Annotated in this window: 21 protein-coding genes; 8 read left to right on the top strand and 13 right to left on the bottom strand. The window is 42.0% G+C overall.

Annotated features, from left to right (window positions below; genetic code table 11):
- Positions 1-9 precede the first annotated feature (9 nt).
- Entirely contained in the window at positions 10-651 is a 642-nt protein-coding gene (locus DSL64_RS11075; protein WP_115830940.1) for an SGNH/GDSL hydrolase family protein, read from the top strand.
- A gap of 70 nt (positions 652-721) precedes the next feature.
- Here the strand turns inward: DSL64_RS11075 and DSL64_RS11070 are convergent, their stop codons facing one another.
- Positions 722-1,816, bottom strand: a complete 1,095-nt coding sequence (locus DSL64_RS11070) for a chorismate mutase (protein WP_115830889.1) — start codon at positions 1,814-1,816, stop codon at positions 722-724.
- A 185-nt stretch (positions 1,817-2,001) separates the two neighbouring features.
- Here DSL64_RS11070 and DSL64_RS11065 point away from each other — a divergent pair, with 185 nt between their 5' ends.
- The gene (locus DSL64_RS11065) at positions 2,002-3,204 is read left to right on the top strand and encodes a proline dehydrogenase family protein (RefSeq protein ID WP_115830887.1); all 1,203 of its coding nucleotides are present in this window, start codon (positions 2,002-2,004) and stop codon (positions 3,202-3,204) included.
- Positions 3,205-3,259: 55 nt separating this feature from the next.
- Positions 3,260-4,063, top strand: coding sequence for a lipoprotein signal peptidase (locus DSL64_RS11060; protein ID WP_229217037.1), 804 nt, complete (start codon positions 3,260-3,262; stop codon positions 4,061-4,063).
- Positions 4,064-4,100: 37 nt separating this feature from the next.
- On the opposite strand, the gene DSL64_RS11055 is transcribed toward DSL64_RS11060, so the two are convergent.
- From DSL64_RS11055 to DSL64_RS11020, 8 genes are all read right to left on the bottom strand, one after another.
- Complete coding sequence (locus tag DSL64_RS11055) at positions 4,101-5,699, bottom strand: hypothetical protein (RefSeq protein WP_115830886.1); 1,599 nt, start codon at positions 5,697-5,699, stop codon at positions 4,101-4,103.
- 286 nt (positions 5,700-5,985) lie between these two features.
- Complete coding sequence (locus DSL64_RS11050; RefSeq protein ID WP_115830884.1) at positions 5,986-6,627, bottom strand: OmpH/Skp family outer membrane protein; 642 nt, start codon at positions 6,625-6,627, stop codon at positions 5,986-5,988.
- 9 nt (positions 6,628-6,636) lie between these two features.
- Complete coding sequence (locus DSL64_RS11045; RefSeq protein WP_115830882.1) at positions 6,637-7,251, bottom strand: OmpH/Skp family outer membrane protein; 615 nt, start codon at positions 7,249-7,251, stop codon at positions 6,637-6,639.
- Between the two features lie 50 nt (positions 7,252-7,301).
- A complete protein-coding gene (gene bamA / locus DSL64_RS11040; RefSeq protein ID WP_229217038.1) occupies positions 7,302-9,824 on the bottom strand; it encodes an outer membrane protein assembly factor BamA in 2,523 nt (840 codons plus the stop codon).
- A 69-nt stretch (positions 9,825-9,893) separates the two neighbouring features.
- Entirely contained in the window at positions 9,894-10,646 is a 753-nt protein-coding gene (gene uppS / locus DSL64_RS11035) for an undecaprenyl pyrophosphate synthase (RefSeq protein ID WP_115830878.1), read from the bottom strand.
- Positions 10,647-10,953: 307 nt separating this feature from the next.
- Positions 10,954-11,730, bottom strand: coding sequence for a LytR/AlgR family response regulator transcription factor (locus tag DSL64_RS11030; protein WP_115830877.1), 777 nt, complete (start codon positions 11,728-11,730; stop codon positions 10,954-10,956).
- A gap of 6 nt (positions 11,731-11,736) precedes the next feature.
- Entirely contained in the window at positions 11,737-13,173 is a 1,437-nt protein-coding gene (locus DSL64_RS11025) for a histidine kinase (protein ID WP_115830875.1), read from the bottom strand.
- Between the two features lie 170 nt (positions 13,174-13,343).
- Positions 13,344-13,979: a 3-keto-disaccharide hydrolase gene (locus DSL64_RS11020; RefSeq protein ID WP_115830873.1), complete on the bottom strand. Its 636-nt coding sequence runs from the start codon at positions 13,977-13,979 to the stop codon at positions 13,344-13,346.
- 94 nt (positions 13,980-14,073) lie between these two features.
- On the opposite strand from DSL64_RS11020, the gene DSL64_RS11015 reads away from it, so the two are divergent.
- Positions 14,074-14,586 carry a fasciclin domain-containing protein gene (locus tag DSL64_RS11015; RefSeq protein WP_115830871.1) on the top strand — a complete coding sequence of 171 codons (513 nt, stop codon included), beginning with the start codon at positions 14,074-14,076 and terminating at the stop codon, positions 14,584-14,586.
- 69 nt (positions 14,587-14,655) lie between these two features.
- Here the strand turns inward: DSL64_RS11015 and DSL64_RS11010 are convergent, their stop codons facing one another.
- A complete protein-coding gene (locus tag DSL64_RS11010; RefSeq protein ID WP_115830869.1) occupies positions 14,656-15,075 on the bottom strand; it encodes a nucleoside-diphosphate kinase in 420 nt (139 codons plus the stop codon).
- Positions 15,076-15,275: 200 nt separating this feature from the next.
- Between DSL64_RS11010 and DSL64_RS11005 the strand changes: the two genes are divergently transcribed.
- The 4 genes from DSL64_RS11005 to DSL64_RS10990 all read left to right on the top strand — a co-directional run bounded on the left by DSL64_RS11005 (position 15,276) and on the right by DSL64_RS10990 (position 18,844).
- The gene (locus DSL64_RS11005; RefSeq protein WP_115830939.1) at positions 15,276-16,310 is read left to right on the top strand and encodes a DHH family phosphoesterase; all 1,035 of its coding nucleotides are present in this window, start codon (positions 15,276-15,278) and stop codon (positions 16,308-16,310) included.
- 52 nt (positions 16,311-16,362) lie between these two features.
- Positions 16,363-17,256 (top strand): FKBP-type peptidyl-prolyl cis-trans isomerase, encoded by an 894-nt coding sequence (locus DSL64_RS11000; protein WP_115830867.1) that lies wholly within the window; start codon positions 16,363-16,365, stop codon positions 17,254-17,256.
- Between the two features lie 88 nt (positions 17,257-17,344).
- Positions 17,345-17,920, top strand: coding sequence for a non-canonical purine NTP diphosphatase (locus DSL64_RS10995; RefSeq protein ID WP_115830865.1), 576 nt, complete (start codon positions 17,345-17,347; stop codon positions 17,918-17,920).
- 33 nt (positions 17,921-17,953) lie between these two features.
- Positions 17,954-18,844, top strand: a complete 891-nt coding sequence (locus DSL64_RS10990) for a polyphosphate kinase 2 family protein (RefSeq protein ID WP_115830863.1) — start codon at positions 17,954-17,956, stop codon at positions 18,842-18,844.
- 65 nt (positions 18,845-18,909) lie between these two features.
- Here the strand turns inward: DSL64_RS10990 and DSL64_RS10985 are convergent, their stop codons facing one another.
- From DSL64_RS10985 to gpmI, 3 genes are all read right to left on the bottom strand, one after another.
- Positions 18,910-19,863, bottom strand: a complete 954-nt coding sequence (locus DSL64_RS10985) for a DUF8428 domain-containing protein (RefSeq protein WP_229217036.1) — start codon at positions 19,861-19,863, stop codon at positions 18,910-18,912.
- A gap of 314 nt (positions 19,864-20,177) precedes the next feature.
- Positions 20,178-20,747: a hypothetical protein gene (locus tag DSL64_RS10980; protein ID WP_115830861.1), complete on the bottom strand. Its 570-nt coding sequence runs from the start codon at positions 20,745-20,747 to the stop codon at positions 20,178-20,180.
- A 94-nt stretch (positions 20,748-20,841) separates the two neighbouring features.
- Positions 20,842-22,374 carry a 2,3-bisphosphoglycerate-independent phosphoglycerate mutase gene (gene gpmI / locus DSL64_RS10975; protein ID WP_115830859.1) on the bottom strand — a complete coding sequence of 511 codons (1,533 nt, stop codon included), beginning with the start codon at positions 22,372-22,374 and terminating at the stop codon, positions 20,842-20,844.
- Positions 22,375-22,398: the final 24 nt, after the last annotated feature.

Below are 22,398 nucleotides of genomic sequence, written 5' to 3'. Positions count from 1 at the left end.
TTTGCAGTGGTGAAACAAAAAACATATCTGACCGTTTCGGTCATTCTTAACTGTATCTTCTTCTTCGGCTTTTTAACCTTATCTTATATATACAGAGATAAGCTATTTCAGGCATTCGTATCAGCAAAGGGAAATCCGAAAATCATCATGTTCGGCAACTCCATCACCGCCCAGGGAAAATGGGTGGAATTACTTGGCCGAACTGATGTACTCACCCAGGCTCTTCCAGGCCAGTGTACCTACCACTTTCTGAATGCAATGGAATCCATGGTGATCCGTCATAAACCAGAAGTGTGCTTTGTAATGGGTGGAATTAACGACATTACGATCGGTGTGAGTCAGGAAACGATACAAAAGCACTACAAAGCTATACTTGATAATCTGACCAGGAATGGAATCACCCCTATCGTCACACTCACTCTGTACGAACAAAATGATCCTGTAAGCAAAGATCAGGTTTCGGAACTGAACAGATTCCTGATGAGCTATTGCAGGCAAAATCAAATTGACTATCTGGACATCAATCCGCTCATTGCGGACAGCACCGGATTAAAACCAGAATATGCAGTTGATAAAACCCATCTCAATGAAGATGCATATAAACTCTGGGCAGCCGAAATAAAAAAGATACTGGCACAAAAAGCACTTTGAGCTAACAAAAACAAAACAGGGCCGACTCTTCCGAATCAGCCCTGTTTATTGATATTACCTTTTATAAAAATCAGGCACTTACCTGGTTCATCACTTCCGTTTGTTTCCGGATAGACTCCATGTGTACCAACTTAAATAATTCGTCAACAAGGTTTGGATACAGGTTAAGGCTCTTACCCCATCCTGCGCGTGTTTCCAATACTTCACGGAAACGATCAACCTGATACGCTGCAACGTTATTGTCACGCTTGTATTCAGCCAATTTCTCAACCAATGACATACGTGCCGCAAGTGTTTCCAGCAATTCACGGTCAAGATTATCAATTTTACCACGAACAACTTCCAGTTGAGACTGGTAGTCGCTGCCGTAAGATTCTTTACGTACGTGAAGATCATGCAACATCTGACCCAAAGCAGCAGGAGTAAGCTGCTGTGCAGCATCTGACCATGCTTTATCTGGCTCACGGTGTGATTCGATGATCAAACCATCATAGTTCAAATCAAGAGCACGTTGCGCTACTTCGTACAAATAAGCACGCTTTCCTGCCATGTGGCTAGGATCACCGATTACAGGCAGGTTAGGCAACAATGTTTTCAATTCGATAGCGATGTTCCACATTGGGGAGTTACGGAACTTCGTTTCCTGTGCGTTTGAGAAACCACGGTGAATAGCACCCAATTTCGTAACACCAGCCTGGTTAAGGCGCTCCAACGCACCAATCCAAAGCTGCAAATCAGGATTCACAGGGTTTTTCACCAATACAGGTACATCCACACCTTTCAGTGCATCAGCAAGTTCCTGTACATTAAAAGGATTCACGGTAGTTCTTGCACCGATCCAAAGAATATCCACACCGTATTTAAGAGCAAGCTCTATGTGCTGTGGATTAGCAACCTCAATCGCTACCGGCAAACCAGTTTCTTTTTTTGCAGCCATCAGCCATGGTAAAGCAGCCTCACCCATGCCTTCAAAACTACCTGGACGTGTTCTTGGCTTCCAAATTCCCGCACGTAGTACGTGCGCAAATCCTTCCTCTTTGATCTGGGTTGCGGTTTCTAACATTTGTTCCTCGGTCTCTGCGCTGCAAGGCCCGGCGATTACCAAAGGCTTACCTTCGGTATTGATCCAACTGCTAAGCGGCTGGATATCTAAAGAAGCATTCATATTCAAAAACTGTCCTTAATAAAAAATAGATAATGGTAATATTTCCGATTTGTGTTATGCGTATTTCAGGGATTGACGTACATTTGACACCAAAATTCAAATTTACTTCTTACACGTTTTACTTTTATTTCAACGATTTAGCTATAAATTATTGAAAGCCTTACTCAGGAAAAACCTTCGCAAAAATGGCATATCCTTTACCAAAAGACAAAATACCTGTATTTTTTGAAGACACCTCTATCGCTTTTGGCTCCAAATCTGATGCTCGTTTACGTAAAACGTATTGGTTATTCCACCTCATGAATCAAGCACGGGTGGTAAATTTAGGCACTTTTTTTATAAAGCTTGCACTAAAACTAAACTTACCTATAAAAAATCTTATTCGCGCCACAATTTTTGAACAATTCTGTGGAGGTGAGACGATTAGAGACTGCGATACCACCATTACTTCACTGGCAGAATCAGGCATCGGAACAATTTTGGATTATTCTGTTGAAGGCGAGGATAACGAGGAAAGTTTTGATGCGACAGCGCAGGAAATTTTAAGAACGATTGACAAAGCAGCCACTTCCGGCAGCATCCCCTTCTCTGTATTCAAGGTTACCGGCATTGCATCCTCCGAAATTCTGGAAAAGGTTCAGCGGGAAGATAGCCTGACTGATACAGAAAAAGCACAGTTCGCCCGGACAAAAGAGCGTATGGCTTTGCTATGTTCACATGCGTATGAAAAGAAAGTTCGGATTTTTGTAGATGCCGAGGAGAGCTGGGTGCAGGGAATTATTGATGACCTGGCTTACGAAATGATGGCTCAGTTCAATAAAGAAACCGCCATTGTCTACAACACCTACCAATTCTATCGCCACGACACGCTTGAAGCTTTGAAAGGAGCTTATTTAAAAGCACGGCAAAAGGGATATGTACTAGGTGGAAAGCTTGTGCGTGGCGCATATATGGAAAAGGAGCGATTGAGAGCGCGCGAAAATGAGTATACGAATCCGATACATGCGAGTAAAGAAGCCACGGATGCCGATTACAACTCTGCCATTGATTTCTCTATTGAAAACCTGAAGCATATATCCGTTTGCCTTGGAACGCATAACGAGTACAGCTGTCAGTACTGCGCCGCAAAAATGGAGAAGTTAGGTATTGAAAGAAAAGATGAGCGAATCTGGTTTGCTCAGTTATTGGGAATGAGTGACAATATCTCTTTCAACCTCGCCAAGGCTGGCTACAATGTAGCTAAATATGTACCATACGGTCCGATAAGCGCTGTATTGCCTTATCTCATACGGCGCGCAGAAGAAAATACGTCCATCGCCGGACAAAGCAGTCGTGAATTTCTGATGGTAAAAAGTGAATTGAAGCGACGGGGAATCAGTTCTTTATAACTATCTTCCTATTTTAGCGTTCTGAATTAAAGATTTTAATTGTTTTACATACCGAATGAATCAGTCGAGAAATCCTGTCCCCTATTTACTTTTCAGTTTACTACTGATCGCTATTGATCAGGCTTCCAAACTTTTGGTCCATGAATACATGGAACCGGGCTTCTCAGGCCAAATTGCTCTGATCGGAAACTGGTTCAAACTACATTATGTACTCAATCCCGGCATGGCCTTTGGTATGCAGCTCGGGCATGAATATGGCAAGCTCTTCCTGACACTTTTCCGCCTTGTCGCCATGTGTGCCATTGGCTGGTATCTGGTGCATCTGGCAAGATCCGGAGCAGCAAAGGGACTACTTCTGGCATTGTCCATGATCCTTGCCGGTGCAGTTGGTAATGTTATTGACAGCACATTTTACGGTGTATTTTTGGATAATGCTCCGTACGGCTCTCCAACACCCTGGTTTCACGGACAGGTGATCGACATGATCTTTGTGGACTTCTGGGAAGGTTTTATTCCTGAATGGGTACCACTATGGGGAGGACAATATTATTCGACCCCGATATTCAACATTGCCGATTCCTGCATTTTTGTAGGTGTTTGCAGCATTCTGATATTCCAGGGAAGCTTCCATCCCACTTATGAAGAACCAGAAAATGACGATCACGATAAGGAAGATCAGAATATCGAAACCAATGAAATTGATACAAACGCTGAAGTCGTAACCAACCCGGTTCCGGAAGAGCCAATATCTCAGACTGACGCAACGTCGAATGAAGAAATAATATTGACGGATGAATCTGTAAAACCTGACCAATCAGGTGAAACGAAAAGTGACGAAAACAAAAAAGAGAACATATAGTTCTCTTTTTTGTTCAACCTAAAATCATGATCCCATTTTAGTTTTCATCCTTAGAATAAGGCATGAAATCTTTAAAGCTCTTCTTAATTGCAGCATCTGTAGCCTCTCTTTTATTCTCCCAATTGGCATCCAGTTCCAGTGCAACCAATCCGCTCAGGTTCATAAGCGCTTTGAATTCATCCAGCTTTTTAATGAAGTCAGGTGCTCTTCTTGATGACTTTTGTGCATATTCTCTGGCAAATACATCTCCTTTGTTTTGTAGTTCATTTTTCTTTTGAACTACATAATTAAAGCGATCCAATAAGCCGTTGGTTGACTTCCCAATTACTTCTGTCGCCTCCAGCGTCCCCACTGTTGCGACTGTTGTTCCACCAATTGTAGTAATGTACGCGCGGCTATCGGATCCAGCCTTGGTAAAGGTTGGTGCCAATCCTGTAGTGGCTCCAAGAGATGCATTAAGCAAGGATCTGCTACGTTTTCCTTTCTTCGCACGGGTATATGCCTTTTTCAACTCACTTTCTCTTTCTCTCATTTGTTCTAATAATCCCCATGCGTTCACTAAGGCTCCTTTGTAAAGTCCATATACATAAGCATCCCTTTGAGACTCGTCAACAGTATTCTTAATAACAAACTTCACGGTCTTTTCCTTTTTGTTCTGAGACTTATCCATCACATAAAACGTGATGTTAAAGGCCAGTGTGTCAAACGGATCTTTTACAAAATCAAAACCAGGTTCCCAGATGAATTCATAACTGGTGGGCGTATTTTTAACCAATGCCTCCTTGGGAACATTTTTATTCTCCGAGATGAAATTGAAAGCTGCAATATCATCTTCTCCATTAGGATCCGAAAGTGAGAATCGGAGATTGATACGGTTATTCTCTGCGCTACGTACTACAGGGTTCTGAGGAACCATCGTAAAATCCGGAGCCAGATCCATCTGCGTAATTTCGAGTCTGAGTTTTCCTTTTGTCCGTGCCTTTGAGGGTTGATCCTCCACGTAAAATTCCATGTAGCGCGGACCTTCCTTCAACAGATTAAACTGTTTAGTTGAAAGCTCCCATATCACTTCCCCTCCAGCCGTCAGCTTCATTCCTTCGGGCATTCCACCATCAAGAATAGGGATAAATACCACCGGATCACCATCAGGGTCACGCACAGAATTCATATCAATCTGGTATAGATTCTGTGTTTTATACTGTACATAAAAGGGTTTCAGCTCGTCAACCTGCGGCGGGCGATTTACGTGGTTCACCTTAAATATGATTTCACGGGACGCAGTTTCTCCGCTCAATCCCTGGGCTTCAAAAACAACGGGAAAAAACTTCGTTGTATTGATCCTGTCCGCCACATCGTAACCTGGAGTCCACACGAAGTGACCCAACGAATCGAACTTCATATCCTTTGCCAGACCGCTCACGATGCTATATCTGACAGAATCTCCTTTGCCTCCTTTCGTTTGCAAATGGAAGTTAATTTCCTTCCCTTCATCCAACACATTCCAGTCGGCTTCTTTGGGAAAAATGATCTGTAGAGGGGCTACTGGCGTTCTGGAATTGTCCTGAGCTGTGGCTGGTAAAACGCCGGAAACGATCGCCAGAACAAACAATATTTTGTAAATATTTTTTACAACCATAACGTCGCAAATATGATTTATCCTATGGATTAATTGACACATTGATCTTAACGCAAAATTAGCAATTACTGTATACTTAACGCTGAGAATACTAACCTAATTCCAAATGATACCATATTTGCTGTGCAGCAAATTTACATTTTGGATTTTTTTCATACTCACAGCTTAACAGCTACCTCATAAGTTTTACCCAAAATTACTTTTTCAAACCCTGTTTATGCAGAAAACCGGAGAGTAGTCCTTATCAGACCACTCTCCGGCATCAGTTACCTTTTACAGGTAAGAATTATTTTTTCTTAGGCGTAGCTGCTGGTGTAGTAGCTGGCTTAGTTGCAGGTGCAGCAGCTGGCGTTGTTGCAGCAGGAGCAGCCTCAATTTTGTCAGGATCAACACCCAGTTTTTTCAGGATCAGGTTAGATACAGCATATTCTTCTGAACCCACGTAAAGGATCACCGGAGTAGAACCTTGTCCTGCATCCATGTTCAAGATGTAAAGGTATCCGTTCTCTTTTCCTACAGCCTGAATCGCATCGTTTACCTTAGTAAGGATTGGCTCGATCAGTTGTTGTTGTTTCTTCTGAAGAGAAGTTTGTGCACTTGTCTGGAACTCCTGAATACGAGTCTGAAGTCCTTGCAACTCCTTTTCTTTGTCTGCACGGATTACGTCGGTCATGTTAGCACCATTTTTCTGGTACGCCTCGTATTTATCCTGTGCATCTTTAATCATGTCACCCATCTGCTTATCCAACTGAGCTTTTGTAACTTCAAGCTCATTCTGCATTTTTTTAGCTTCAGGCAATTTGTCGATTATATAGTCAACATTGGTATATCCGATTTTTGTAAGTCCGCTTGCAGGGGTTGTTTGAGCTAACAGAGGGGCACTAACGAAGGTCATTACGACCAAAAACGCCATCAATTTTTGTTTCATTGCTTTTACTTATTTGAGTTTATTGGTTGTACTTTTTTGTTTCGGGGTATTTCCGGCAGGTGCAGTTCCTGTAGTTACTGCTGTTTTTTCCTTACTGCCTGTTTTAGGTTTCAGTTCAATCCCAAGTTCTTCAATCAGATAATCCGAATAATCATGCTTTGGATTAGTATACAAAAGACCGGAATCACCTGATTTATCGAGCAGAAAATCCAAACGACGCTGACTGCATACTTTTGAAACTGCTCTTTGCACACGTTCCATTACCGGTTTCATCAACTCCTTCTTCTTCTGAAACAGCAAACCTTCCATTCCGAAAATCCTGCTGTTGTATTCTCTCGCCTCCAGCTCTTTCTCCTTTATTTCATTCTGCCTCTTCCTTTTCAGTTCGTCCGTCAATAAAACCTCTTCGGCCATATAGGCTCTCTGCATCCTATCGATCTCAGCATACTTGTCCTGAATCTCCTTTGCCCACTTCTCTGAGAACTTTTTCATCTCAGCCTGAGCCTGCTGATATTCGGGCATTTTACTGGTAATGTATTCCATATCAGTATATCCAAACTTCTGTGACCAGACGGGCGCTACTGCAACGAGGGACAAAACTAGTAAAATTAAAAACTTCTTCATGTTGTGTGGGTAATAATTTGCACCACTTTAACGAAAACTGTCTTACAATATTATCTGATCTGCTGACCAATTGTGAAGTGGAACTGTGCTCCACTGGTTTTCCCCTGAATTTTGTCAAACCCGTATCCCCAGTCTATACCAAGCAAACCAAATGCCGGCATGAAGATACGCGCACCTACCCCTGCAGATCTTTTCAGGTCAAAAGGATTAAACTCTTTATAAGTTCCCCAGTTGTTACCACCTTCGGCGAAACCAAGCACAAAGATAGTGGCTTGTGGATTGAGTGATACAGGATAACGAAGCTCCATCACATACTTGTTATACACGATACCACCACCAGAAGCAGGATAACCGTTTTGTGCGAGAGGACCTACTTTCTGATCTTCATAACCTCTCAAACCGATAATATCCTGATCTGCCAGAGAGAAAGAACCTTGTCCCGCAAGACCTGATCCCCCCACGATAAACCGACCAAACGGACTATATCCGATTTTTTGATTATACGCTCCCAGATAACCCATGTGTGTACGGGCACTCAATACAAGCTTACCGGTGATGGTTGCATAATAACTCATATCGAACATCCATTTGTGGTATTCAACCCACTTGTAAGTATCCGTGATATTTGTAATTTCTTTCTTCCTTAAAGCTGAGTAAGGGGGCGTAAATGTTGCACTCAATGACATATTACTACCTCTTCTCGGGAACTGAAGGTTATCCAGCGTATTTCTTGAAATAGTTGTATTGAAAGAAATATTGTTAGAGATACCACTGCTGTAGCCGATGCGGAAGATATCAAGACTATCCAAACGGTAACGCTGGTAAGACAAAGCGTGCGTCATCACAAGGTTTCTGTCCGGTTCCTTCAAACGACGACCAAGAGAAACTGTGATACCGTTATTGAAGTAACCACCTCTGTAATTAAGTCCGCCACCAGAGATATTTCCATAAATTGACCGGAAGTCAGTCATACGGTAAACTGTACGTTGCAACGACACCCCGAAGTTGATTGGCTTTTTACCTCCTAACCAAGGCTCACTGAATGACAGTGAATAAGTCTGATACTGCTTACCATTCGCCTGGAATCTCACAGATAGTTTCTGTCCGTCACCGGAAGGAAGCGGTCTCCATGTTTCGCGGTTCGGGATGTTTTTCAACGAGAAGTTATTGAATACCAAACCAAGCGTACCTACAAAACCAATGTATCCACCCCAACCCCCTGAGAGTTCGATCTGATCGGAAGGTTTCTCTTCAACAGTATACTCAATATCCACCGTACCATCAGATTGGTTAGGAATCGGGTTGATCTGGATTTTTTCCGGATCGAAGTAACCCATTTGAGAAAGCTGACGCTGCGTGTTAATAATCTCAGTCTTGCTGAATTTTTGTCCGGGAAGTGTAGACAACTCGCGCAATACTACGCGGTCACTTGTTTTAGTATTTCCATTCAGCAAAATACGGTTAATTGTAGCCTGCTTTCCTTCGTACAAGCGAAGTTCAATATCGATAGAATCACCGTCAACAGATTTTTCAGTCGGGTCGATACGGAAATAGAGATATCCGTCATCCATATATACCGAACTTACGTCAGCACCGGGAATTCCGTTAATTTTCTTATCGAGCTCTTCAGGATTGTAGACATCTCCTTTTTTGATACCTAGAATAGTACCTAGCTCTGCCGAAGTATGCAGGTAGTTACCAGACCATGTAATATCACGATAGAAATACTTGATACCTTCATCAATCCTCATTTCCAAACTGATCGTTTCGCCATTGTTACGAATTGTATCGAATTCAATGACTGCATCACGGTAACCGTTTTTACGATAATACGCGATCAACTTTTCCTTATCCTCATCGTATTTTTTAGGAATGTATTTGGAAGGGTTGAAAAGACGACCCAGCATTTTCTGTTTCGTTCCTTTCATTTTCCTTTTCAAAGTACGGTCGCTAATGGCCGTATTTCCCTGAATATCAATTTTTTCGATCTTCACTTTTTTACCTTTTGTAATGGTAAAATTAAGTGTCGCCTGCCCTCTCGTAGAATCCGGAATCTGTAACACTTTCACTTTTGTGTTATAGAAACCTTTATCCATATAATACTTCTTGATGATCAGCTGTGTATTCTTGATAACTGTAGGTGTAATTACACGACCTTTGATCAGTTTCACCTTGTCGTTCAGCGTTTCACGTTCGCCTTTTCTGATACCTGAAAAAGAAACTCGGTTCAAACGTGGGCGTTCTTTGATGTGAATATTCAGCCAGATCTTTTCACCTTCTACCTTGGTAGCCATGATCTCTACATCATCCAATGTCCCGAAATCCATCATTTTCCTTACAGAGGAAGGAATCGCAGGACCAGGAATCCTTACTTTATCACCCGGCTTCAAACCAGAAATAGAAATCATGGAATTCGGATCCAGAAACTGAGTACCCGATACAGTAACTTCTGAAATAGTATATTCTTTGGGATCTGCAGCGTCAAACGATATAGCAGAAGAAGATGTCGATTTTGGAGTATTTGCTCCCAGCCCTACACGCTGAGCATTTGCCTGAAAAAGCCAGCAAAACATGATTACTGACAAAATACCACTACGATGTGCTAATGATTTACTCAAATTTTTCACAAGGTTCATATTATTCTACTTAGCACTATTCGCTTTGATTTGTTCTCCTGTCTTACCGAAACGTCTTTCTTTACCCTGGAAAGATAAAATAGCTTCGTATAGATTTTCACGTCTGAAATCCGGCCAAAAAAGATTCTCATAAAAATACAACTCGGCATAAGCCAGCTGCCACAACAGGAAGTTACTGATGCGATGATCACCACCGGTTCTCAGCATAAGGTCCACATCGGGTCTTGTTTCTGTGGAAAGACGCGCAGACAACGCTTTCTCGTCAATTTCCTCAGGTTTCAAAGTTCCGTTTTGTACTTCTATGGCCAGTTGTTTCGCAGCCTGAGTTAAATCCCACTTTCCGCTGTATCCCAGCGCAAGTATCAGATTCAGCCCCGTATTGTTTTTCGTTGCTTGCGAAGCCTCTGTCAGTTGTCGCTGGCAACTCCCTGGCAAGCTTTTTATATCTCCTATGGTGTCAAGCTTGACATTGTTTTTCATCATTGTCGGAAGCTCGTTTGCAATGGACTGCACCAGCAGTTCCATCAATGCACGTACTTCAAACTCGGGACGACCCCAGTTTTCCGTAGAAAAAGCATATAAAGTCAGATAGCCAATACCCAGTTCGGCGCATCCTTCTGTAACTTCCCTTACCGCTTTGATGGCATTACGATGCCCGAAAATACGTGCTGCTCCCTGATTTTGAGCCCATCTCCCATTACCGTCCATGATAACGGCGATATGCTTTGGCAGATTGCCTGCATCAATGAGTTCCTTCATTGTTTCTGAACTCTTTAACCTTTTTTAACAAAACACATTGAACTCTAAAGTCTGTCAAAAGAAATTTACAGTTTGTTTACAGTGTTTTTCAACAATCAGTTAGTCACTGATACGCTGATATTGTCGAATCTGTGTCGAACTAGGAAAAAAACCTGTCGGGCACAATTCACAAACACTATTCAATCAACTGAAATTCAATCAATTAACAACAAAAATTAATTAATTATTTTAACAGGGGCGCAATTTAGGAATAAGTACGCCCTCTTCAAAATCTATTGAGGCAGCAAGAAGAAATATCCGAATTCAATTAATTATCAGTAAGATGGCGTATAACATCCCCGTAAGTACTCCCACTCGACAACTGTGAAGCCTTCCGATCTCTCATCATGATGGTAAACTTACCGTTGAAGTGCTTCCTGATTTCTTTGATATGATGTGAATTGACAATGCCCGCGCGGCTTATGCGGAGAAAATGATCCGGAAGTTTTTCTTCCAGTGAGGTAAGTGTATAATTGAGCAGATATTTTTGTCCATCCAGTGTATTCAGAAAGACATACTTCTCTTCTGCTTCAAAGTGTGTTATCTCTGTAAGTTGTATCAGCAAAATCCTGTCACCCGATTTCACGGAAAGTGAGAATATCTCTTTCTTGGGTTTCATTTCTTCCAGTAGACGTAGCAGATTCTCTGTGTATGGATTAGATCCGTTGCTCTTCGCAGTGTCGGTCATATTACGAAGCTTCTCAATGGTCTTCTGCAGCCTTTCATCCTCTACGGGTTTGAGAAGATAATCAACAGACTTCTCTTCGAATGCTCTTACAGCATACTGATCAAATGCAGTAGAAAAGATAACCATTGGCATCCGGCTCAGCTTTGCAAGCATTTCAAAACCATTGAGCAACGGCATTTCTATATCAAGGAAAATCAGGTCGGGTTGCAACTGATTGATCTGCACAAGTCCTTCCACTCCATTCTGTGCTTCGCCGATAATGTGAAAAGTATCGGGATATTTCTGAAGCAACCTTCTCAATCTGCTGAGTGCAAGTGGTTCGTCGTCTATAAGAATCGTTTTGAGTGGGAAATGCATAACCGTTTATTGATGTTTAATCATTGCCGTTTTTTTAATCGATATCGTTACCGACTTATATGGTTCGTTGAGCAGCTCTATTTTACCATCCTGCCCATACAGTAGTTTCAGCTTCTCCTGAATACTACGGATTCCGTAGCCAGTACCCATTTCTTCTGAGAACATCGGGCCGTTGTCATGAACGCATAAAACCAGCCAGTCGGTTTTCTCATATATTTTCACATTGATAGTTCCCAAATCAGCCAGTTTTGATATACCATGTTTGATAGCATTCTCAACAATAGGTTGGAGAATAAATTTAGGTACATATAAGTCGTTCAGGAGCGGGTCAGACACCTCAACCGTAAATTTAAGTCTGTCTCCGAATCTGACTTTCTCTACCAGCAGATACGTCTGAACCATCTCTAACTCATTTCTGATGCTATCGTAATACTCATCGGTCTTTCTTCCCGTGGTATATCTGAAAAGCCTGGATAGCAGCAATGTCATTTCTTCTGCCTTATCGGGATCCTCATGCACAAGGCTTGCGATACTATTCAGTGCATTATACAAGAAATGAGGGTTGATCCTTGCCTGTAATGCATCCAGTTCCGCCCGTGTTTTCAGTTTTTCGAGGTTCAGTAGCTGATATTCCTGATCCGATATTTTTCTGGATATCTGCTTTCCCTGGCTACTGATGAAATAAAATACATTGGCAACTATAATGGGCCCTATCATATACCAATATCCCGGTGCATTTTTAGATGCTTCGTCAGGATACAGTTCGGCGAAACGTTTCACTACCATAACGCCAAATGAAAAATAAACTGCGCTACTTACGACACTGTTCACAAAGAACATCACTACAGAAAGCACCAGATAGCGAACAGAATGCCTTGGGATACGGTCGAGTCCGCTTGCCAGAAACTTGGCTACCAATACCGCTGTTGAGCCTGATATCACATTCTGTAATACCAGATATTGATAGAGTTTGGCTCTGATCGGTTCGGAGGTGAAGTAAATTTCAGCTGTAAAGAACATGATAGCATTGATCCCGTACAATATAATAGCACCAAGAATAACTGCCACCAAAGTCCCTATCCAACCCTGACTTTGGATCAGTCCGATCAGACTGAAACTTTTCCAGTTATAAGAAGTTTCCTGAGACGTGAAGCTGAAATTGGCACCTTCCACTTTTGCTCCTGTCAAATCCACATCCGAGAGTGTACTGAAACTCAGATCTGCATTGCGCAGGTCAGCATTTCGGAATGTGGTTTTATGTAATGTAGAAAACCGGATTCTGGCACCTTTCAGATTTGCCCCGTCAAAATTGGTTTCTCTCATACTCGAAAAGCTGAAATCAGCATTTTCAAGATCCATGTTGCTAAAATCCCGGCCGTCAAAAGATGCGGATACGATCTTTGTTTTTCCTTCCTTTGTCGCTGATGTATTCCTATACCTCATGTTTAGTCTGAAAGTTTCCGCTTTAATCAAAAAAGCCTTATGCCTAATCGCATTTGTAATCCTGTTACAAACCTATTAAGCATAAAGCTTCTTTGAACGCGATTCGCGACGAACCCGTATTTTTTATTGCATCAACGAGGATATATCACGACTGAATACTTATCCGTGGTTTACAATTCCTGAACTACGATGTCCTTCCAACGCACTTTTATGCCGCCACCATCGTGAATCTGTAGAGCAATAGATCCATTAGCCGCTCCGATTTTAGCATCAGAAAAATCAACCATAGCGTTCCCGTTAAGCCAGGTCTGAACTTTATCACCAACTACCTTTATTCTCAAAATATTCCATTCGCCCATTTTAAGAAACCCTTCTTTTTCATCCGGAATCTGCACGAGCCAGCCTCTTCCATAAGATTCATAAACTCCACCCGTATCATGGTTAGGAGGTGCAACCTCTACCTGCCAGCCCGACACCTTCGTTCCGTCTACAGTTGAGCGGAAAAATACTCCGCTATTCCCATTCGCTTCCTGCTTGAATTTCAATGAGAGATCGAAATTTTTATAGAACTTATCGGTGGTCAGATATCCGTACTGTTTGTCGGGGCCACTTTCACAGATCAGCTCTCCGTTTTCTACATACCATTTTTCAGTTCCATTGATTTTCCATCCGGTAAGGTCCTTACCATTAAACAATTTTACGGGCTTTACTTTCGAAGAAGGATCAGGAGCATGTAGCACCAAAAAGGCCGAATTCACAAATAGTATTGCAATACAGAATACCAGCAGACGTTTTACGTTTGACATTTTAAATAAAGGATTAGGATTAAAAAAGTAAGAATTAAATCCGTCGAACTACATTTTACGTTAGTTTTACGAAAACTTTAACCAAGCGTAAGCTATGAAAAAATACAATTTCACAGGCCGGGGTAAGGCACTTTTTTTGTTTTCTGTTTTATTCGCAGCAGGACTTGCTTCCTGTGAAGAGAACAGCAAGGATCTTGTGAAACCGAAAACTGTTACTGATATTCTGGCAGAGAATGAGCAGTTCAGTATACTCAACGATATCGTAAAAGGTACGGATGCTTCTGATGCTTTTCGCACGGAGAACTTCACATTTTTTGCTCCTAACAATGCAGCATTCCAGGCAGCTAATCTGACCGCCTCACAAGTACTGGCATGGAAGAAAGATTCAGTAATGTCTTTTCTCAGATATCATGTATTGGCACAAAGACATACCACCAGTGAACTGAAGACTCAGGATTATAAAATGCTAAACAACCAGATCATCAATTTAGCAAAAGGTTCTGATTCCACTATTGTCATCAATAAGAACGCTACAGTTATTGTAAAAAATGTAAACACAGACAACGGTATCATTCAGGTGATTAATAGAATTCTGACTAAGAAATAATATATAGTGACCATAAAAAATGGCTGCAGAGATGTCTCTGCAGCCATTTTTTATGGTCAGCTACCTGATTCAGAATTGCTCAACATTTCCGAAAAAGAAACTACCCTCGATTTGCGCATTCTCATCAGAATCTGATCCATGAATAGCATTAGCCTGCATCGACTTTGCAAACAATTTTCTGATAGTACCTTCATCTGCATTATCAGGATTGGTTGCACCTATCAATGTACGGAAATCAGCAACTGCATTTTCTTTTTCCAGAATTATGGGAATAATCGGTCCGGACGACATATATGTACATAGACTTTCGTAGAACGGCCGCTCGGCGTGAACCGCGTAAAATTGACCGGCACGCTCGGCAGTAAGTTGCGTTTTCTTCAAAGCTACGATACGGAAGCCCGCCTCTTCAATCATTTTAATTATCGCTCCTGAGTGTCCGTCGGCAACGGCATCAGGCTTAATCATTGTGAATGTTTTATTCGTTGGCATACTCTTATCAGAATTGATTTATCACAAACATAGCATTTTTCGGCTATTTCCATGCCTGTTCAGCAGCTTAACATCGAAGCATCCTTAAACTGAGCAAAGAGATTAAGCCTTTAGTAATCAAGATTGAACAAATCCCAACAGTTTTGTTAATTTTGTGCCTTAATCTAAAAGACAGAAGCTTCTTTCCCAACCAAAATATTGTGAGTCAAGTCATTGAAGAGTTAGTTTCCTTTTTTTCATCCCCTCAGAATATCGTAATAACGATGCACAGGGATCCGGATGCAGATGCGCTGGGATCTTCTCTGGGGTGGGCAAGCTATTTAAAAAAGAGAGGACACGAGGTAACTGTGATCAGTCCGACAGAATATGCCGCGAATTTAAGCTGGCTGCCTGGCATTGCTGATGTATTGATTTACGAAAAAGCGGGAGATCAGCGTATCTGTAAAACGAAGATGGATCAGGCATCTCTGATTTGCTGTCTTGACTTTTCCGTTCTTTCCAGATTAAAGGATCTGGGAAAGGTAGTACAGGAAGCAAAAGCCGATAAGCTGATGATTGATCATCACCTGGAACCGGAATACTTTGCCAGGTGGATGATCTGGGATACAAATGCTGCGGCAACTGCTCAGCTTGTTTACAGGGTGATCCGCCAATTGGAACCACAACACTCCGTAACCGACCTGATCGACGCACCGATGGCAGAATGCCTCTACGCCGGCATCATGACCGACACTGGTTCCTTTCGCCATGCCAATGTAACACCGGAAGTACATCTTACGGTTGCGGATCTGATGCTGACAGGATTTGATACGGCACGTGTTCACAGATTAATTTATGATAATGCTCCGCTATCCCGGCTACAGTTTCTGGGCTATGTGCTTTCTCAAAAACTAATCGTTATACCCGAATTCAGAACTGCCTACATGGTGTTGACAGATGCTGAACTGATCCGCTTCAATTCAAGTGCGGGTGAAACGGAAGGTATTGTCAACTATGGTCTTCAGGTGGAAAACGTAGTGATGTCCGCCCTGTTCATCGAAAGAAAAGGGGAAATTAAGATATCGTTCCGTTCTGTCGGAGACTTCTCCGTACGCGATCTGGCGAGCAGTCATTTCAGTGGCGGAGGACATAAAAATGCATCCGGTGGCAGATCCGACTCTTCTGTTAAGGAAACCGTTGACAAATTTTTATCCGTATTGCCTGCTTACAGGGAGTCATTGCTGAGCGTGGACTGACAAGAACATTAATACTATTCAACTACATATTTTTTTAATTTAGAACTATCCAATGAATCTTAGAACTATCGGTTATGCAGTAGGCATAGCTATCCTGGGAGTGGCTTGCAACCAACATCGCACACAGGTTACAGAAACCGGACTTAAATACCAGATGTTTGAGCATGACGATAAAGCAAGAAAAGCGAAGCTTGGCGATATCATGTCATTTCACCTTGTTTTGAAAAATGGTGCTGACTCTACGCTTCGTAATACTTACGAGCAGGGAACTCCTATCAAAATGGTACTTCAGGCTCCTCCTTTCAAAGGAAGTTTCGAAGAAGGTTTGGCTATGCTTGCTACCGGCGACAGTGCTAAATTCATGATCAGCGCGGATACTTTGTTTGCAAAAATGATGCAGCCATTGCCTCCAATGATTAAAAAAGGTTCTGAATTGAGCTTTACTGTTAAGGTAATAAGCGTACTTACAACAGAAGAATTCCAGAAAGAACAAGCCGAATCCGGTTCGAAACAGAAGGATGTTGATGCAAAGGTTATCGAAGAATACCTTGTTAAAAATAACCTGAAAGCGAAAGCTCAGAAAACAGCTTCGGGACTGGTTTATATTCCTGAAGTAGAAGGAACAGGTGCTAATCCTGTTGCTGGTGACAATGTAAAAGCGCACTACACCGGAAAATTGCTGACAGAAAAAGAATTTGATTCATCAAAAGGAAGAGAGCCTCTACAATTGACACTCGGAGCAGGAATGGTTATTCCAGGATGGGAAGAAGGATTGATGTTGATGAAAAAAGGATCGAAAGGTATTTTGATCATTCCATCAGGATTGGCTTACGGACAGGAAGCAACAGGTCCGATACCTGCAAACTCCGTATTGAAATTTGATATGGAACTATTGGATGTAACAAAAGGACAAGCTCCGGCTGCTGCAACTCCTCCTGCAAGATAACAGACATATCTCTGTCATAAATTCGACGGCTACTTCACAAGAGTAGCCGTTTTTTTGTAAAATGCATCATCAAAAATTTTAACTGCTCATGAAACTTTGTTTCGCTACAAATAATATTAATAAATTGAGAGAGGTTCAGGCCATGCTTGGAGATCAATTCTCGATCGTCACACTAGAGGAAATAGGTTGCACAGAAGATATTCCTGAAACCAAGGAAACAATAGCTGATAACTCCGCTCAGAAAGCCGAATATATCTGGGACAATTATGGAATCAACTGTTTCTCTGATGATACTGGCCTGGAAGTGCATGCACTCTCAGGTGAGCCCGGCGTGTATTCTGCCCGCTATGCCGGTCCGCAACGCAACGCCGATGACAACATGAACCTTCTGCTGGATAAGCTGACTACGGCAAGTGATCGCAGCGCACAATTCAAAACTGTGATTACCCTGGTCATTGATGGTATATATCATCAGTTCGAGGGTATTGTATCCGGGCAAATCATACATGAGAAAAGAGGTCATGAGGGATTCGGTTATGATCCCATTTTTGTTCCGGAAGATTATAGCAGAACCTTTGCTGAAATGACCATGAACGAAAAAGCGCAACTAAGCCATCGCGCCCGTGCATTTAAAAAGCTAACTGAATTTTTACAGAATAACTGATCTCACTGTTTCATCTTAACATACCTGAAGCCTATGTCCAGTTTCAATTCCGACCATTACCGTGTTGACGGAACTCAAAAATTTGAAATTAAAAAAGCTAAAACACGCTCCAAGGATATTTACGACAACAAACAGGAGTATGAGACGATGCTGGCTGAATCAGCGAAGGATCTCGACGAGCTTCAAACGATGATGTACGCACACAACCGGTATGGACTTCTCGTTATTTTCCAGGCTATGGATGCCGCTGGAAAGGATGGCACGATCAAACATGTTCTTTCAGGTGTTAATCCGGTTGGCGTTAAAATACATTCTTTTAAACGGCCAACGGATACTGAACTCGGCCACGATTTTCTTTGGAGAACGAATAATGTTTTACCGCAGCGCGGAACAATTACGATATTCAACCGAAGCTATTATGAAGAGGTGCTGGTAGTGAAAGTCGATCATTCCATACTCACCAATTCCCAGAGAATCCCCCTCGAACTTACAGAGGATCTGGATAAGGTTTTCAAACACCGTTATGCTGATATCAAGAATCTCGAAAAATATTTGTTCCGAAATGGTATCCGTGTCATCAAGTTTTTTCTGAATGTATCGAAGGAAGAACAAGCCGAAAGACTGATTGAAAGAATTGAAGATCCTTCAAAAAACTGGAAATTTGAAGAGCAGGATGTGAAGGTGAGAGAGCAATGGGATAAATACATGGATGCTTATGAAACCTGCATCAATGAAACTGCCTCAAAGAAAGCTCCATGGTATGTAGTACCCGCTGACGACAAAAAGAATATGAGATTGATTGTCGGTAAAATTATTGAAGAAGAGCTACACAAGATGAATATGTCGTATCCCGAGTCCGGCCCCGAAAGAGCTGCGGAATTGCGCGGGTTTATTGATATCATCAAAGGACAGAATCCTAAATAAAAGAAGAGCGGCCGCCATTATAGCGACCGCTCTGTAAGAGTATGTATGGTGTGGTTATCTTCAGGTTACTTGATCGTGAAATTCGTATTCCCGATTTTGTATCCCTCAGCATATAACTCAACATTATATTTACCAGGACGGAACTGAGATGCGTTGTCATATAGCATTTCAACCTTTTGATTGTTGTTCTGGTAAGCGATTGACTCACGCGCTGTGAACTTAGATGGAGAACCGTTGATCTCAAATTCACCAGATCCAGTTGCATCATCAGCAACTACTGCTCCTTCAGGATCCAGAACTCTGATATAAATATCTTTTGGTTCAAGCGCTGTAAGTTGGTTTTCAGGTAGGTTGAAAGTAAGTTTCAGCTTGTCTACACGTTTTGCTTTGTACTCGCTTTTGTCTTTTACTTTACCTCTTGAATTTACAGTAAGTACTTTAAGATTTGCAGCTTTAAGTGCTGCAGCCTGGCTCACTTTCTCAGAAAGTTCTCTGTTGGCAGCTGTGAAAGTAGTTACCGAATCGGAAAGTTCAGCCTGACGTTGTACTAATCTCTCTCTTTCGCTTGTAAGCGTTCCCACGTGTGTGCTGAGAGAATCGTTTGAGGCAACCAGGTGCTCGTTTTCAAGTCTTAACTGTGCGATAACCTCATCTTTTTCAGCAAGGAATTTTTCGTATTCCTTAATTTTAGCAAGATACTTACCGGTTTCCACTTTTTTGCTTCTACTGAAAGCCAGCTTATCTTTTTCAAGCTGCTCTTTCACTTTGGTAAGTTCACTTACGTCACCACCCAGTCTTTCAATTTCCGCAATTTTGGCGTCAAGTACAGTCGAAATAGAATCTAATCTTGTTTTTGTGAGTGCCAATTCTCTGGCCTTTTCTACTACTAAACTCTCCTGTTGAGTAAGTTCGCTCTTTTGAGAGGTAAACAGGTAGCCAAACATGGCCGTTGCAAGCCCCAGGACAACTACCATCGCCCAGGCTATGCTTTGCTTGTTTTTCTGTTCTTGTTGTTGCATTGATTTACGTTTTTTATAGTTTGATTTAGCTTTTACATAACTGACAACCCTTCCCGTTGTCAAGACATTTTGATTGTACTTCAAGGATAAAATCAACAATTCTGTGCCGGATCAGAAGTACTGGATGGCCACACAGTATCAAACTGATATGTAAATAATACCAAAAAAGCCTCCGGCATAATGCCAGAGGCTTTTTTGGTATTTCAAGCTTAAATCAAAACCTCTTAACAGCCAGAGAATCTTGTCCTTAAATTTTGGGTAATCTTTACCCAACTTATGGTATAAGCGAACAGCGTCGAATAATACAAAAAGAATCAGTTTGAAATAGTAGCGTTTATGGAAAATGGCTTTTTATCCATCATAATTAGTTGCTGAAAACCAACGATTCGGTATTGCTGTATTCTATTGTTTTTAACACTGAGTGTTATATGCTTTTCCGAAACATAAAGTTTATTCTCAGACTTAACATATGCTTCTGCCGAACTGAGATTCCCTACAGTATCGATCACGATCTTCAATTCACGCACCGGTAACCTGTCCCCCTCCTTTGAAGTGTATACAAAGGTGGAAGAATCCGGCCGAGCTATGCTGTAACTTTGCTTAAAAGCCGGCTTATTGATATCAGCCTGAACAAAGAGCCCCAGCTCTTTTTCCCAATTCACGTCCTCGCTCCGCACAACGTTTTGCTCAGTGCCCATGGATACCGTCTTATAAACCTGTGGTTTCAGACTATCCAGTAAAGTTATCTGAGCTTCAGTAAAGCCTTTGAGATCGTAAAATACCTTTTCTCCTGCCTCTTCTACGCGGTCACCATCACAAGATGCCAGGAAGACTGAAAACAGTATCACCAGACACTTTATTACAAACAGTTTATTATAGTTCATAGGTATCCTAAATCACAGCCTCAAAAGGCATATAAAAAATCAGAGAGCCTTTTAAAAGCTCTCTGACAAAATTAATATAATCGGGCAGGTTTGCCTATAAAATGCTGTTACCAGTCATTTCTTCCGGCTTGGCAATACCCATCAATGCTAAAATAGTAGGTGCGATATCTGCCAGCTTTCCGTCGTGAATTGGTGTCTGATAATTGTTATCTACCAAAACGCAAGGAACCAGGTTCAGTGAATGCGCGGTATTGGGCGATCCATCATCGTTTGACATATAATCTGAGTTACCATGGTCAGCAATGATAATAGAAGAATATCCGTGCTTCAATCCCGTAGTTACTACTGTCTCCACACATTGATCCACTGTTTCACAAGCTTTCACCGCTGCTTCAAACACACCCGTATGACCAACCATATCCGGATTTGCAAAGTTGAGGCAAACGAAATCCACCTCTTCTTTTTCCAATTCAGGAACGATTGAATCCCGAATACCAAATGCAGACATTTCAGGCTGAAGATCATAAGTAGCCACTTTTGGAGACGGGCAAAGTAATCTGCTTTCACCTATGAACGGCTGCTCCCTTCCTCCGGAGAAGAAGAATGTAACGTGAGGATATTTTTCAGTTTCTGCAATACGGATCTGTTTCTTACCAGCTGCTTCCAGCACTTCACCTAAGGTATTGTTCAGATTATCCTTATCAAATATCACATCAACTCCCTTGTAGGTATCATCATAGTTTGTCATTGTGATGTAACGCAGGTTCAGCTTATGCATATTCTGCTCATGGAAATCCTGCTGAGTAAGCACTTCCGTGATTTCGCGTCCGCGGTCTGTACGGAAGTTGAAACACAGCACCACATCCCCATCCTGAATCACTGCTATAGGCTCACCATTTTCATCTACTGAAACAATCGGCGTGATAAACTCATCTGTAATACCTTCCTGGTACGAAGCTTCTACCGCATTTAATACCTGGCTTGGCAAAACATGTTTCCCTTCACCATGTACCATTGCGTCATAGGCCAGCTTCACGCGCTCCCAACGCTTGTCTCTATCCATTGCATAATAACGGCCCGTTACACTTGCCAGCTTTCCGGTTGTCAAAGCCATGGTTTCAGTAAGCTCTGTCAGGAAGCCCAGGCCGCTCTTAGGGTCACAGTCACGACCATCCGTAAAGGCATGCACATAAACCTGATCAAGACCTTTGTCAGCAGCGATTTTACATAACCCTTTCAGGTGATCTATATGTGAGTGTACACCTCCATCAGAAACCAGACCGATAAAGTGTACTTTTTTATTATTCACCTTTGCGTAATCCAGTGCATCTACCAATGCTTTTTCCTGTCCCAGTGTTCCTTCTGCAACAGCCAGATTGATCTTAACCAGATCCTGATAAACTACGCGACCTGCACCCAGATTGGTATGCCCTACTTCGGAGTTACCCATTTGTCCATCGGGTAAACCAACAGCCAAACCGCTCGCAGCAAGTTTGCTATGCGGGTATTTTTGTAAAATACTATCGTAAAAAGGTGTTTTTGCAGCGATAATAGCAGAACGGTTCTCTTCGCCGAATTTGGCGATTCCCCAACCGTCCATGATGATAAGAATTACTTTCTTGCTCAAAATATATAAAGTTTAAGTATTCAG

Source organism: Dyadobacter luteus (assembly GCF_003383615.1).
In the GTDB taxonomy this organism is placed as follows: Bacteria; Bacteroidota; Bacteroidia; order Cytophagales; family Spirosomataceae; genus Dyadobacter; species Dyadobacter luteus.
Note: the sequence above shows the minus strand (reverse complement) of the source record. Positions and strands in the feature narration are given on the sequence as shown.